Source organism: Aminobacter sp. SR38, from assembly GCF_014843375.1.
Taxonomy (GTDB): domain Bacteria; phylum Pseudomonadota; class Alphaproteobacteria; order Rhizobiales; family Rhizobiaceae; genus Aminobacter; species Aminobacter ciceronei.
On the sequence record NZ_CP062112.1, the window covers coordinates 4,497,779 to 4,510,623 of the forward strand.

The following is a 12,845-nucleotide window of genomic DNA, read 5'->3' on the forward strand; positions in this document are numbered from 1 at the left end:
CCGGTGACAGAATGACGACAATCAACGACAGCGTGGAATGGCGGCCGCGCAGCTGCTCTCATCCAAGAACGCAGTCTGTCAGACGCCGGCTTCCCTGACCTCGAAGACGTTGCCGCCGCTGGTCTCGAAGCGGCCGGCCGCGCCGCGCTGGAGCGAGTAGCATTTCTCCTGGCCGGAGCGGAAATCGCCCCAGACGGTACAGAGCTGGTCGCCGCGCACCATCCAGCGGCCGCTATCGCCGGCCCGCTTCGGCGCATCGATGCTGATCTCGGCGCGGCCGTCGGGCAAAAGCATCATCTGGCCACTGAACCAGCCGCCCTGTTCCCACCACGAGATCGAACGGCCGACGAGTTCGCTGCGGATTTCGCCCGAACTGAGCTCGCCCGCGAGAGCGGCCGACATCGGCGGAAACGCGGCCGACAGCATCAACAGCACCTGCAGGAAGCGTCGCATCGCGGTACCCGTTCATGACGTTGCGATGACGATTCAATGACATTTGCCGGCCAATGTCCATGGCCGATGGCGCCCGTGCACTGTCAGCAAAGCGTCACGCTCACGCAAAACGGCTGACACGTAGCCGGACCAGTCTGCCCACGGTTTTCACCCGAGGGGCGATGCCCCGCCATTCTCCAAGACGAGGAACAGACCATGCTTGCCAAAGGCACCGCCGGCACCGGCATTTCAGCGCACAAGCGCGCCGACGACCTTTCCGACTTCAGCGACGAGCTCGACATGATTGAAGCCTTGGGCGTCGAGTCGATCGAGCTGCCCACATATGACATGGACCTCGTGGTCGGTGGCAGGATCCGCAGGCCGCAGCTCGAGGCGCTGAAGCGCGCCACTGCCGGCCGCGACGTCGGCTTCTCGGTACATGGCCCGCTGGCGATCAACTTCATGGACGAGGCATTTCGCTTGCCGCGCCACCTCGAGGTGCTCGAGGCCTCGCTTGAAATAGCGGCTGAGGTCGGCGCCGAAAACTATGTCATGCACTCCGGCCTGACACCGCTGCAGCAGGGCCATGGCATCGAGGCCGCCTATGGCCGCCAGCGCGAATGGCTGGCCAAGGCTGGCGAGATCGCCCGCCAGCACGGCCTTTTTCTCTGCGTCGAGACGCTGTTTGCAGGCTATGACGGCAAGATCCATGCTTCGTCGCCGTCGCGCCTCGCCCGCGAACTGGAGGCCATCGCCCACCCCAATGTCGTCGCGACCCTCGACTTCAGCCACGCCTATCTCAAGCTCGACTTCGACGGCCGCCGCGATGATTTCGTCGGGGAGATCAAGGCGCTGGCGCCGTATGCCCGCCATCTCCACATGCATGACAGCTTCGGCCGCCAGGACGACATCTGGATGTTTACCGAGGGTGAGCGCCTCGCCTACGGCCATGGCGACCTGCACCTGCCGGTCGGTTGGGGCGACATCCCCTGGGAAACGCTGATGGCCGAATGCAGCTTCCCGGAGGGCGTGCTGTTCAATATCGAGCTCAAGCAACGCTACTGGTACGCCGCTCAGGAAACCGTCGATGCGACCAAGGCGCTGGCCGACAAGGCCCAGGTCATCGGTCAGGCCAGCGCCGCCTGATCGAGCGTCCAACATCCATCTCTGCGGCGCCGAGCTTCCCGGCGCCGCGCATCAATGAGGCGCGTCTGGCAGACAGCAAAATGCCTCAACGACGACGAGCGCTCGTGGGGACGAACCCCGAAAGCGGCATCTGCTACGCCGGCTGCATGCTGTCTTGAGGTGAGGAAGTGGTAGCGGGAAGTGGATTCGAACCACCGACCCCAGGATTATGATTCCCGTGCTCTAACCAACTGAGCTATCCCGCCAGGGTTGGAGAAGGCCCGAAATCACTGTCTCTGTGAGAGGCAGGCGTCGATGCGTTCGCCAAGGTTGGGCGGATATAATGTCTCGATGGCGAGCCTGTCAAGCAGTGAGATCGGGCGTTTCAGGATAAATGTCTGACGCATCGGCTGACCCTTGGGCAGCTCGCGGAAAGCGCCATTCCACCGCCTTCGCGGACGCGCCGGGCGCTTATGGCGCAACGCGCGGGGTTGAGTTGGCGAGGTGCCGGGACTATGTCTGCCGGCATAATTCTCCTTGGAAAGAGCCTGATGAAACCGCGTATTGCAGTCCTTGGATGCGGCTATTGGGGCGGTAACCACATCCGCACCCTGAAGTCGCTTGGCGCCCTCCATGCCGTTTCCGACGTCGATTCGGCGCGGGCCGAACGCTTTGCCGGCGAACATGGCTGCATCGCGCTGACCCCAGACGAATTGTTCGCCCGCGACGATGTTGATGCGATCGTCATGGCGTTGCCGCCGCAGTTCCACGCCGACTTTGCCGTGCGTGCCGTCGAGGCCGGCAAGGACGTGCTCGTCGAAAAGCCGATCGCGCTAACCGTGCCTGATGCCGAGCGCGCCGTGAAGGCCGCGCGCGACAATGGCCGTGTCTTCATGACTGGCCACGTGCTGCGTTTTCACCCGGCCTTCGAAGGGCTCAAGGCGCTTGTCGACAAGGGCGAGCTCGGCGATGTCGGCTACATCCACTCGCACCGTCTCGGTCTCGGCAAGTTCCACGCCGAGAACGACGCGCTGTGGGATCTGGCGCCGCATGATTTGTCGATGATCCTGGCGATCACCGGCACGGCGCCGATCGAGGTGCGCGGCGAGGGGGCTGCCGTGCTCAACCACCTCAGCGATTTCGCCCATCTGCACATGCGCTTCCCCAACGGCCTGCGCGGGCACCTGTTCGCCTCGCGGCTCAACCCTTACCGCGAGCGCCGGCTGACCGTCGTCGGCACCAAGGGCATGGCGGTGTTCGACGACGTCGAGCCGCAGGAGCGCAAGCTTGCGCTCTATCGCCACGCCGTGTGGCAGGACGAGGGGCAGTGGACGTCGACGATGAACGAGCCGACCTACATTCCGATCGAGAACGCCATGCCGCTGACGCGCGAGCTCGAGCACTTCATCCACTGCATCCAGACGCGGGAAGAGCCACGCACCGGCGCCGAGGAAGCGCTTGGCGTGCTCAGGATTCTCACGGCAGGCACGGTCACGCACGACTGACCTTGTGGGAGTAAGGGAGTAGGTCAACAAAGGGTTGCGCGCCATTGGCGCAGTCTGTCCCTTACTCCCTTCGCAGCAGCCACCAGCCGACAAGCGCAAGCGCTGCCAGCCACACCACGATGACGAAGGCGAGGCCGGCCATGCTGCGCGGCCTGGCGGTGATTTCGGTTGCCTCGGCACGGAAGCGAGCCATCAGTTCGGCCGGAATCATGCGGATCACCAGCCAGATGCCCAGGGGCACGATCAGCAGGTCGTCGAGATAGCCGAGCACCGGCACGAAGTCGGGAATGAGATCGACAGGGCTAAGCGCATAGGCGGCGACGCAGGCAGCTGCCACGCGGGCGTGCCACGGCGTCAGGGGGCTGCGCGCCGCAAGATAGAGCGCCACGACATCGCGCTTCAGAAGCCGCGCCCAGCGCTTGGCTGCTTCCAGCATGCCGCCGGGCTGGTTGCCGGACTGAATGGTCATTCTGTGACCGCCCACCACGTAACAAACAAGATGGAAAGCACGGCGATCACGGCGAGGCACTCAAAGTAGGCGGAGACATACGACTGGATGACCGGTCCGTCGGCGCGAGAACGGAATCCGCTCATCAGTTTGGGTGGCGTGAGTTTATGCATCGTGGCGATCGCGCCAACGATGCTGGCGAAACTCAGGATCCGGCCGGGCACATCGGTTGAGATCGTGTCGCTCAGCATCTTCCCTGCGATTAGGGTACCTATGGCGATGCCGATCACGATCAGCTTGGGAAGCCAAGGCACCTCGCGGCTAAAAAAGCGAGATAGGCCGCGAATACCATGCAGGTGAGCCTGTTTGCCCAGCGTTTCAGATACGCCAGCGCCATCGAGTTGGGCTCATTCCGCCGCGATCGAACCCGGCGTTGCAGCCAGCCGCGACAGCATCGCCTCGGCGTCGGCATGGCGCTCGGAACGCTCGATGAAGCCGCCGCCGAAGACGCGCGCCTCGTTGCCTTCGTCTGAATAGAGCACGCAGGCCTGGCCCGGTGCTATGCCCGACTCGCCGTCGACAAGCTCGACCCAGGTGGCGCCGCCCTTGTGATGCAGTACGACGGGGCGGGGGGGGCGCGACGAGCGCACCTTGGCATAAAGCTCGAGTCCGCCAGCCGGCACCGCCGAGAGGGCGCCGTCGCCGAGCCAGTTCATGCCGCGCAGGAAGATCTTGTGCGTCTCCAGCGCCTCGCGCGGGCCGACGACGACGCGCGCGCGCTCGGCGTCGATATGGACGACATAAAGCGGCTCGCCCGAGGCGATGCCGATGCCGCGGCGCTGGCCGATGGTATAGCGCAGGATGCCTTCATGGCGGCCAAGCACGCGGCCGTCGATATGGACGATGTCGCCGGGATTGGCGGCCGAGGGCCTGAGCTTGGCGATGATGTCGGAATACTTGCCTTGCGGCACGAAGCAGATGTCCTGGCTGTCCTGCTTGGCGGCAACCGTCAGGCCCATGCGCTCGGCAGCGGCGCGGACGTCGGGCTTGGACATGCCACCGAGGGGAAAGCGCAGATAGTCGATCTGCTCCTGGGTGGTGGCGAACAGGAAATAGCTCTGGTCGCGGTCGGCGTCGACCGGGCGGTACAGCGCGCGATGGGCGCCGTTCTGCTTTGAGCGGATGTAGTGGCCGGTGGCGAGCGCATCGGCGCCGAGCTCGCGCGCGGTGGCAAGCAGATCGGCGAACTTGACGGTCTGGTTGCACGACACGCAAGGGATCGGCGTCTCGCCGGCGACATAGCTTTCGGCAAACGGGTCGATGACGGCCTTACGGAAGCGCTCTTCATAGTCGAGCACGTAATGCGGAATGCCGAGCGTCTCGGAGACGCGGCGGGCGTCGGCGATGTCCTGGCCGGCGCAGCAGGAGCCGGCGCGGTGGGTTGCGGCACCATGATCGTAGAGCTGCAGCGTGACGCCGACGACGTCATAGCCTTCCTGTTTCAGCAGGCCGGCCACGACTGAAGAATCGACACCGCCCGACATGGCAACAACCACGCGGGTGTCTTCTGGGCGTCCGGGCAGGTCCAGGCTGTTCATCGGGATTGCGTTCCGCTGTCTTTAGGTCGGCTGCATGCCAATGGCTGCAATATAGGTCAAGCCTCATCGCAGTGCCACCCGAAGCGCGCTGGCCCACCTTTTTCGGCGAGAAACCAGCCAACTGGGCAGGTGGTTAAATTGCGGATTGAGAGTCTAACGTTCTGTTCACGTTCGTTACTTAGCTCTTAGTGTACGCTTAGGCAATTTTTAAAGCTGTGGCGCTAGTGTGACAGGTGATTGGGTCTTTGAGTTTTTAGTAGAGAGTACGATGACCGATCTGGTTAGACCGCGTGTCAAATATGTTATCGGGCCGGACGGCAGCCCGCTTACGATTGCCGATCTGCCCCCGACCAACACGCGCCGGTGGGTTATCCGCCGCAAGGCGGAAGTGGTCGCCGCGGTCAGGGGAGGACTGCTCAGTCTTGACGAAGCGTGCCAACGCTACAAGTTGACGACCGAGGAGTTCTTGTCCTGGCAGGCTTCCATTGACGAATACGGCCTTGCCGGCCTGCGCACCACGCGCATCCAGCAATACCGCCACTGACACCGGCCGTTGCGGCCAACCAACAGAAAAGGGTGCGGCTTGCCGCACCCTTTTTGCTTTCGGGCTGAGCTTTCCCCGAATTGCTACCTGAAACGCATTGCCTCAGTGAGCTGCCTGTGCGCTGTCCCGTGGCTTCCTCTTTATGACGGTTGAAGCGGTTGCAGTCAGCATCACCGATGCCGCGAAGAACCACAGACCAGGTTTGGTGAAGGCCGTGGCGAGGCCTGATGTCTTGGCGGCGAAGACCACCAGCGCGACGAGGATGACGTCGAGCATCGACCAGTTGGACAGGGCCCGAAACCAGCCGGGAATGCTGACGGCGCCGGCTGCCTGGCCATAGGCCGCATTGTGCAGCAGGCCGAGCTTCATCGCGGGAAAGGCCACCGAAAACATGGCGACGACAATCGCCAGCAGCCAATCGCCACCACGCCACAATGCTGCGATCATGCCGATCAACGAAGGTTCATCGGCGAAGAAATACAGTCGATCGACATGAATCAGCGGCAACACGATGCCGAGCGCGAAGCAGATCGAAGCTGCAAACAGGATCAATGGCAAAAGCGTGTGCATCGGCAAGCTATAGCGAAAGTCCGGATGATGGAGAAGCCGGGCAGCATTTGCGCTGCCCGGCCCGTTGCTGCAGAATTTCGAGCGTGGCTCTCAGAGCGCCAGCACGACTTTGCCCTTGGGTCTGGTCGCCAGGAAGGCATGCGCGGCACCGGCCTGGTCGAGCGGGAAGCTCCTGGCGACATGGACCTTGAGTTTGCCGGTTTCCGTCAGTTTCGCCAGTTCCTTCAGGCCATCGCCATCCGGCCGGACCGAGATGCGTTCGACCCTGATGCCACGTGATGCAGCCTCTGCTGCGGCCTTGTCGCTGAGGCCGAGCAGCACGACGAGCGTGCCGCCGTCCTTCAGCGACTTCAGCGACTTCTCAGGATGATCGCCGCCGAGCGCCTCAAAGACGAGATCGACAGGGCCGGCTTTGGCGACGAAATCGTCCGAGGTGTAGTCGATCACCTCGTCGGCACCGAGGGAGCGGACGAAATCGACCTTGTCGGGGCTCACGGTGGCAATGACATAAGCGCCCCGCGCCTTGGCGATCTGCACGGCCAGGTGGCCGACGCCGCCGGCGGCCGCCTGGATCAGGACACGGTCGTTGGCCTTGAGCTTGCCCGCTGTCACCAGGCCTTGCCAGGCCGTCAGGCCGGCGAGGGGGAGGGCGGCTGCCGTGACATGGTCGAGCGCCTCGGGCTTGTGCACGACCTCGCTTGCCGGGGCGACGGCCAGTTCGGCATAGGTGCCGGCCTGGGCCGGGAAGCGCGGCATGCCGAAGACCTCGTCGCCTGCTGCAAAGCCGTTGGCGCCGGCGCCAACCGCTTCGACAGTGCCTGACAGGTCCCAGCCGAGCACGAAGGGCGGCTCGCCAAGAAGGGGGTAGAACCCGCCGCGCACGGCGGCATCGACCGGATTGACGCCGGCAGCCTTGATGCGGATCAGCACTTCGCCGGGCTTGGGCTGCGGTGTCGGCTGTTCGGCGAGTTCGAGCACTTCAGGTCCGCCGACAGTGTTCTGGGTAATGGCACGCATGGGAATGTCCTCCTTGGGTGGATGCATGTGCCACTATCATTTGGATAGTATCATTCAGTTGTCTAGAATGTACCTCAATGATATATAGGTACCCCATGGATAGTGATTGCGCCCCCGACACGCCGTTCGGCTATGACGCCTTCCGACGCGAATGCATGTCGCACACCGTGCTCGAGATGCTGGCGAGCAAATGGGTCTATCTGGTCGTCGGTGCCTTGAAGCCGGGCCGGCGGCGCTATGGCGAGCTGCAGCGCAAGGTAGAGGGCATCACGCCCAAGATGCTGACGCAGACACTGCGTATTCTGGAGCGCGACGGGCTGGTGCGGCGGGAGATCTTCCCGGTCATACCGCCGCGCGTCGAGTACGAGCTGACCGATCTCGGCCGTAACCTCGCCGATCTGCTCAACCAGATCCGTGTCTGGGCGGAGCGCCATGCGCCCGAAATTCGTGATTCGCGTGCCCAATCATTGGCTGCCGAAGGAGAGCCGGCCGAACTCAGGACCTAGCGGGGGCCTTGGGCCGAGCGGATGGCTCGAGGCGCCAAACGGCTCGCTGCCGCGCGAGCAGCGGCAAAGTGCGGGAGAAATTGACTTTTTAGCCGATCATCGCGCTGCGACCGGTGCCGTCGGCGTCGCGGGTGTTGCGGTCGCGCGACTCCAGAGCCTCCGCCTTGGACAGCTCCGCTTCAGCTTCGGCGAGTAAGGATTCGGCAGCGGCGCGCTGTTGCGCCAGGTCATGCTGGGAGTTTTTCAGGTTGTCACGTCGTTGCCGCGCGGCCTTGGCGAAGGTCGGATAGGCGAAATGATTGAGATCGGTGATCCCCGCCTTCTTTTCCTCGGCGACGATCTGCAGTTCGAGCTCGCTGGCCATGCGGTCGAACTCGGCGATCATCGAATCAAGCTGCATCAGTTGGCGGCGCTTTTCGTTCACCTGAAACTGCTTGAGCCTGACCAGGTTCTCACGTGACTTCATGACCCGATACTCCCGAACACCGAAAAACGCACTTCTACTCGCCTACTTCGGCCCAAATGGACCGTGCCGCGCCGGAACCGGTTCTGAACTCCCGACTATGGAAAACAAACTTTTAAAGTTTTTGTCCGTCGGTAACCATTCGTTTACGGGCATCGTTAATCATACCCATCGAGACTTAAAGCCCGGTAAAGATTCTGGTTTTCGCCGTGAATGTGATCGGGTCGTGTCCGGAGTCGCTTAGGCAACCTTGTTAATGCAGCGCGTTAAGATGTTGACCGTGTGATTCATGATTGGATTCAAGAGGGTGTATGCGCCGGTTAAAATTTCTGATATGGTCTTCCATACGAAATTAGGTTTTGTTAACCATTCGATGGCAGCCTCCGATTCAGTAGCACTGGGCCGGTATGGATTAGACCGAGAAGACGTTCCGGCAGCAGAAAAGGGGATTTGAATGCGCGTTCTGCTGATAGAAGACGACAGTGCAACCGCACAGAGCATCGAACTGATGCTCAAATCGGAAAGCTTCAACGTCTACACGACCGATCTCGGCGAAGAAGGCGTCGATCTCGGCAAGCTTTATGACTACGACATCATCCTTCTCGACCTGAACCTGCCCGACATGTCGGGTTACGAGGTTCTGCGTACTTTGCGCCTGTCCAAGGTCAAGACGCCGATCCTGATCCTCTCCGGTATGGCCGGTATCGAGGACAAGGTGCGCGGCCTGGGCTTCGGCGCCGATGACTACATGACCAAGCCGTTCCACAAGGACGAGCTGGTGGCACGCATTCACGCCATCGTCCGCCGTTCGAAGGGCCACGCCCAGTCGGTCATCATCACCGGCGACCTGATCGTCAATCTCGACGCCAAGACGGTCGAAGTCGGTGGCCAGCGCGTGCACTTGACCGGCAAGGAATACCAGATGCTGGAGCTGCTCTCGCTGCGCAAGGGCACCACGCTGACCAAGGAAATGTTCCTCAATCACCTTTATGGTGGCATGGACGAGCCCGAACTGAAGATCATCGACGTCTTCATTTGCAAGCTACGCAAGAAGCTCGACGCTGCATCCGGTGGCCAGAACTTCATCGAAACTGTCTGGGGCCGCGGCTATGTGCTGCGTGAGCCGGAAGAACTTCGCGAAATTGCCTGATTTAATCTGGATACTTCAGTCAAAACCCGGCCTTCGTGCCGGGTTTTCTTTTTTCTGGGCACAGTTTCTCGCGAGGAGTCTGTCGTGCCAGGAGCGAAATCAGGCTGCGACGTCGAAGGCGCGAAAGCGGTCGAGCAGTTGCGGCCTGGTGAACGGCTTCAGAAGATAGCCCTGCGCGCCGGCACGCTTGGCGCGCATGATGGCGCCGATGTCGACCTCGGTCAGGCAGATGGCGATCTGCGGCTTGACACGGCCTTCGATGGCGCGGACACGGCGGATGAAGTCTGTGGTGCTCATGTCCTCGAGCCCGCCGTCGACGACGATGATGTCGGGCATGTCGTAGGCGCACATATCCAGCCCCTCGGCGCCGGATGCCGCCTCGACGACGACCATCTCGGAGCTGTTGAGGATGCGTTTGGCGACTTTGCGGATGACGCTCGAATCATCGACGAACAGGCAACGCTTCATATCCCGGTCCTTTTTGCGGGAGCCGGACGCGTCAGTCGCGCCGGATGCAACGTGACCTTAGCTGGGCGGCGTAAAGAAGCCGAAAACCCGAATGGTAAAATTCTTGGAAACTTCGGCGCGTGCGGTCGCGCCCAAGCGCGCGCACGCTGTCACGAGACCGTTGCCACCAGGCGATGACGACAATGCTTCGACAATACTGAAACGTCGTGCCGATTATTCGGCAGTGAGCAGGATCTCTTCCGGCGTGGCGTGGATCGAGATCGTCATGCCGGCTTCGCGCGCCAGCAGCAGCGTGTAGTAGGGCTGCACCGAATGGGCGTCGATCGGCTCGTCAGGCTTGTGGCCGGAGTGCAGTTCGAGGAATTTTGGCGGCACACGCAACATCGGGCCGCTGGCCGACAGGATGAATTTCGGCGCCGTCTCGACGGCTTCCAGCGTCACGCTGAGCTTGCCGCCGCGCGGTATCGCCGCATGGGCGACGAGCAAAAGGTTGAGCAGCAGCTTGACCTTGTTCTTGGGCAGCAGTGCGCGCCCGCCACTCCAGGTCAGTTCCGGCTTCTCGTTCTTGAGGAAGGCGGTCGCAACCGATTCCGCGTCGCCGGTGTCGATCAGCATGCCGGCCGAGCCGGCAGCACCAAAGGCGATGCGGGCGAACTGCAGCCGCGCCGAGGCGTTGCGGGCGCTGGTACGGATGAGGCGCATCGCGTCCTCGTCGGCGCCGCCCTCGTCGAGCAGTTCGAGGCCATTGTTGATGGCGCCGACCGGCGAGATGATGTCGTGGCAGACGCGGCTGCACAGCAGCGCTGCGAGGTCAGGGGCGGAAAGCGTCAACAACTCGGCCATGAACGGCATCCCTCGGGCAAAAAATGACTTGAACCACGATCTGGCGGCCACGAAGCCCGACAGTACGAATCAGGGCTGGCCTTACAGTACTCTTGGTTACACAGCGCCGCCTCATGCGGCAAGAAACAGCCGGTAACGCTTGCGCGAAATGGTGGCTTTTCTGCGCAACTCCGGGCTTTTTAACGCCCGGTCGTGCCTTCGATCCGCCATCTTCGTAGGTCAGTTTAATGGTTGAAAAAGGATTACGGCATAGTTTGCCGAAGTTGGACCAGCCAGCCGCCATCAAGAGTAGCAGCGGGTCCGGGGCGTCGAGAAAGTGTGCTCCCTGACGGAGATTTGGAAGCATGATTTCCCGATTCTATGGCCGGACTTTTGCCCGGCTTGTTGCCGCGATGTTCGTCCTTGTCGGCGTTCTGGCATTTTCGACATCTGCGTCTCGCGCGCAGCAATATACCTCGCAGGAGATCCTTGATTCCGGCCATCGCTTCTTTGGCTCGACGTCTGGCGGTCTCGCCAGCGTGGTCGAGAAGGTTTTCGCGTCCTATGGCCTGCCGAACGGCTACGTGCTTGGCGAAGAGGGATCGGGTGCCTTTGTCGGCGGCCTGACCTATGGCGAGGGCACGCTCTACACCAAGAATGCCGGCGACCATAAGGTGTTCTGGCAGGGGCCGTCGCTGGGCTGGGATTTCGGCGGGCAGGGCTCGCGCACGATGATCCTGGTCTACAACCTGGACGACGTGAACAACCTCTATGACCGTTATGGCGGCGTCGCGGGTTCGGCCTATGTCGTTGCCGGCGTTGGCTTCAACGTCCTCAAGCGCGGCAACATTTTGCTCGTGCCCGTGCGTACCGGTGTCGGCGCGCGACTGGGCGTCAATCTTGGCTACCTGAAGTTGACCCAGCAGCCGACCTGGAATCCGTTCTGATTGTGTGAAGAACGGGTCGATTGGGCGCCATTTTGTTGCGGCGGTGCTGGATTCCTGCCATGGGAACATGGCAAACTCGCGCGTATCCGTAACGGGTAAAGTGCCTTGGTCCAGTCGATCCTCTTTTTCGTTCTTGGCTTCCTGACCGCCGGCTTTGTGGTGCTGCTGATTGCGCCGTCGGTCTGGCGGCGTGCCGTTTCGGTCACCCGCCAGCGGGTCGAAGCCAAGCTTCCGATGACCCTCGATGAAATCCGCGCCGACAAGGACAGTCTGCGCGCCGAGCACGCCATGGCGCTGCGCAAAGTCGAGGTTCAGCTCAAATCGGCGCAGGAAAAGCTCCTGACGCAGGCCGTCGAGCTTAGCCGGAGCCGTGAGGCGCAAAAGGCCCACGTCACCGACCATGCCGACAAGGATCGCACTGTCAGCGAACTGGAAGCCGCGCGCGGCAGCCTTAGAGAGGACATCGCCAAGCGCGACGAACAGATCAAGGCTCTTGCCGCCCAGCTCGTCGAAGCCGAAAGCATGCTGGAGAAGCGGGCACAGGAGATCGAGGAGATTGGCAGGCTGTATGACGAGGCCAGCCTGTCCTCGAGCAACCGCCAGATCGAGCTGGTCAGCCGCGAAAGCGAGATTGGCAAGCTCTCCGACGACATGTCGGCGCTGCGCAGCCAGCGCAAGGACACCGACAAGCGTGTCGTCGAACTCGAAGCCGACAACAAGGCCGTGCGCGAGGCGCTCCTGGCGGAAACCAAGCGCGCTGTCGAACTGGACAAGAGGTTGCAGCAGATGGTGTCTTCACTCAGTGACCGCGACGAGAAGCTGGAGCGGCGCGAGGCGGAGCTCGGCCGGTTGCGCGAAACCGAACTCGCCCGCGTGCGCGAGCAGCTGAAGGGCCCGCAGTCCGCGCCGGAAACGGCAGTGGTCAATGGCACGGCGCAGGCGATGGAGCGGGAGCGCCTGGAAGGGCGGCTGACCACGCTGACGCGCGAGAACAAGCGGCTGAAGGGCGAGTTGTCGAAGGCAGGACGCACCAAGTCGTCGCCAAGCGAGGATTCGCAGCTGCGCGAGCAGATGCACGAACTGGCCGCCGAAGTCGTGGCGCTCACCGCTCGGCTCGAGGGCGCTGACTCGCCGATTGCCAAGGCGCTTGCCGAATCCGGTGAGGCCCGTACGCCCGTCGATGCGCCAGCCGTGATCAGCCTTGCCGATCGCGTCCGGGCGCTGCAGAAACCTGTCCCCGCCGAATAGGC

Annotated in this window: 16 protein-coding genes and 1 tRNA gene; 7 read left to right on the forward strand and 10 right to left on the reverse strand. The window is 62.4% G+C overall.

Annotated features, from left to right (window positions below):
• Positions 1-78 precede the first annotated feature (78 nt).
• Positions 79-453, reverse strand: a complete 375-nt coding sequence (locus IG197_RS21960; protein ID WP_067958864.1) for a hypothetical protein — start codon at positions 451-453, stop codon at positions 79-81.
• A gap of 195 nt (positions 454-648) precedes the next feature.
• Here IG197_RS21960 and IG197_RS21965 point away from each other — a divergent pair, with 195 nt between their 5' ends.
• A complete protein-coding gene (locus IG197_RS21965; RefSeq protein ID WP_192314994.1) occupies positions 649-1,578 on the forward strand; it encodes a sugar phosphate isomerase/epimerase in 930 nt (309 codons plus the stop codon).
• A gap of 168 nt (positions 1,579-1,746) precedes the next feature.
• On the opposite strand, the gene IG197_RS21970 is transcribed toward IG197_RS21965, so the two are convergent.
• Positions 1,747-1,823: transfer RNA gene (locus tag IG197_RS21970), tRNA-Met, on the reverse strand.
• Positions 1,824-2,108: 285 nt separating this feature from the next.
• Between IG197_RS21970 and IG197_RS21975 the strand changes: the two genes are divergently transcribed.
• Positions 2,109-3,062 carry a Gfo/Idh/MocA family protein gene (locus IG197_RS21975; RefSeq protein ID WP_192314995.1) on the forward strand — a complete coding sequence of 318 codons (954 nt, stop codon included), beginning with the start codon at positions 2,109-2,111 and terminating at the stop codon, positions 3,060-3,062.
• A 61-nt stretch (positions 3,063-3,123) separates the two neighbouring features.
• Here the strand turns inward: IG197_RS21975 and IG197_RS21980 are convergent, their stop codons facing one another.
• The 3 genes from IG197_RS21980 to mnmA form a co-directional block, all read right to left on the reverse strand.
• Entirely contained in the window at positions 3,124-3,498 is a 375-nt protein-coding gene (locus tag IG197_RS21980) for a YkvA family protein (RefSeq protein ID WP_192319915.1), read from the reverse strand.
• Between the two features lie 29 nt (positions 3,499-3,527).
• Positions 3,528-3,800, reverse strand: a complete 273-nt coding sequence (locus tag IG197_RS21985) for a hypothetical protein (RefSeq protein ID WP_192314996.1) — start codon at positions 3,798-3,800, stop codon at positions 3,528-3,530.
• Positions 3,801-3,917: 117 nt separating this feature from the next.
• Complete coding sequence (gene mnmA, locus IG197_RS21990; RefSeq protein ID WP_192314997.1) at positions 3,918-5,108, reverse strand: tRNA 2-thiouridine(34) synthase MnmA; 1,191 nt, start codon at positions 5,106-5,108, stop codon at positions 3,918-3,920.
• A gap of 268 nt (positions 5,109-5,376) precedes the next feature.
• Between mnmA and IG197_RS21995 the strand changes: the two genes are divergently transcribed.
• Positions 5,377-5,652: a DUF1153 domain-containing protein gene (locus IG197_RS21995; RefSeq protein WP_013529904.1), complete on the forward strand. Its 276-nt coding sequence runs from the start codon at positions 5,377-5,379 to the stop codon at positions 5,650-5,652.
• A 102-nt stretch (positions 5,653-5,754) separates the two neighbouring features.
• On the opposite strand, the gene IG197_RS22000 is transcribed toward IG197_RS21995, so the two are convergent.
• A complete protein-coding gene (locus IG197_RS22000; RefSeq protein WP_192314998.1) occupies positions 5,755-6,222 on the reverse strand; it encodes a paraquat-inducible protein A in 468 nt (155 codons plus the stop codon).
• Between the two features lie 90 nt (positions 6,223-6,312).
• Positions 6,313-7,239: an NADP-dependent oxidoreductase gene (locus IG197_RS22005; RefSeq protein ID WP_192314999.1), complete on the reverse strand. Its 927-nt coding sequence runs from the start codon at positions 7,237-7,239 to the stop codon at positions 6,313-6,315.
• Between the two features lie 77 nt (positions 7,240-7,316).
• Here IG197_RS22005 and IG197_RS22010 point away from each other — a divergent pair, with 77 nt between their 5' ends.
• Complete coding sequence (locus tag IG197_RS22010) at positions 7,317-7,745, forward strand: winged helix-turn-helix transcriptional regulator (protein ID WP_371746481.1); 429 nt, start codon at positions 7,317-7,319, stop codon at positions 7,743-7,745.
• An 88-nt stretch (positions 7,746-7,833) separates the two neighbouring features.
• Here the strand turns inward: IG197_RS22010 and IG197_RS22015 are convergent, their stop codons facing one another.
• Positions 7,834-8,211, reverse strand: coding sequence for a flagellar export protein FliJ (locus tag IG197_RS22015; RefSeq protein WP_067959155.1), 378 nt, complete (start codon positions 8,209-8,211; stop codon positions 7,834-7,836).
• A gap of 451 nt (positions 8,212-8,662) precedes the next feature.
• Here IG197_RS22015 and ctrA point away from each other — a divergent pair, with 451 nt between their 5' ends.
• A complete protein-coding gene (gene ctrA / locus IG197_RS22020) occupies positions 8,663-9,358 on the forward strand; it encodes a response regulator transcription factor CtrA (protein ID WP_067959158.1) in 696 nt (231 codons plus the stop codon).
• Positions 9,359-9,457: 99 nt separating this feature from the next.
• Here ctrA and IG197_RS22025 read toward each other — a convergent pair whose 3' ends face one another.
• Entirely contained in the window at positions 9,458-9,826 is a 369-nt protein-coding gene (locus tag IG197_RS22025; protein WP_067959161.1) for a response regulator, read from the reverse strand.
• 213 nt (positions 9,827-10,039) lie between these two features.
• Complete coding sequence (gene chpT / locus IG197_RS22030) at positions 10,040-10,669, reverse strand: histidine phosphotransferase ChpT (RefSeq protein WP_067966240.1); 630 nt, start codon at positions 10,667-10,669, stop codon at positions 10,040-10,042.
• Positions 10,670-11,013: 344 nt separating this feature from the next.
• On the opposite strand from chpT, the gene IG197_RS22035 reads away from it, so the two are divergent.
• Both IG197_RS22035 and IG197_RS22040 read left to right on the forward strand, forming a co-directional pair.
• A complete protein-coding gene (locus IG197_RS22035) occupies positions 11,014-11,595 on the forward strand; it encodes a DUF1134 domain-containing protein (protein ID WP_067959164.1) in 582 nt (193 codons plus the stop codon).
• Positions 11,596-11,700: 105 nt separating this feature from the next.
• On the forward strand, positions 11,701-12,843 hold the full coding sequence (locus tag IG197_RS22040; RefSeq protein WP_192315000.1) for a hypothetical protein: 1,143 nt from the start codon (positions 11,701-11,703) through the stop codon (positions 12,841-12,843).
• Positions 12,844-12,845 lie beyond the last annotated feature (2 nt).